The sequence below is a fragment of the Glaciecola sp. 1036 genome, assembly GCF_050306235.1.
Classification (GTDB): domain Bacteria; phylum Pseudomonadota; class Gammaproteobacteria; order Enterobacterales; family Alteromonadaceae; genus Glaciecola.
The window spans coordinates 1-220 of the sequence record NZ_JBLWFH010000054.1 but is presented as its reverse complement, the minus strand read 5'-3'; the positions used below and the strand labels follow the sequence as shown (position 1 = coordinate 220).

Here is a 220-nt window from a genome sequence, read left to right as displayed (position 1 = left end):
AGTTTGACGCCAAATGAATCAGAAAAGAGATATTGGAATTACTATAAACCCGTGGCCAAAAACACTTGACCACTACAGTAACGCTGCCAGCAGCGGCCGAGTAAAACGAGGTCCAGCGACCGCAGGGAGCGATGCTGGCTGGCCTTGTGTACGCCCAGCATGGGCATGAACTAATGAGGTGAAAGTCCTCTGTAGGAAAATCACCGTCTTTTAACATCTA

Annotated in this window: 1 protein-coding gene; it reads left to right on the top strand. The window is 48.6% G+C overall.

The window, feature by feature from the left end; all coding sequences use genetic code 11:
• Positions 1 to 13 precede the first annotated feature (13 nt).
• Positions 14 to 169, top strand: a complete 156-nt coding sequence (locus ACNKW3_RS19865) for a hypothetical protein (protein ID WP_427401066.1) — start codon at positions 14 to 16, stop codon at positions 167 to 169.
• The last annotated feature ends 51 nt before the right edge of the window (positions 170 to 220 follow it).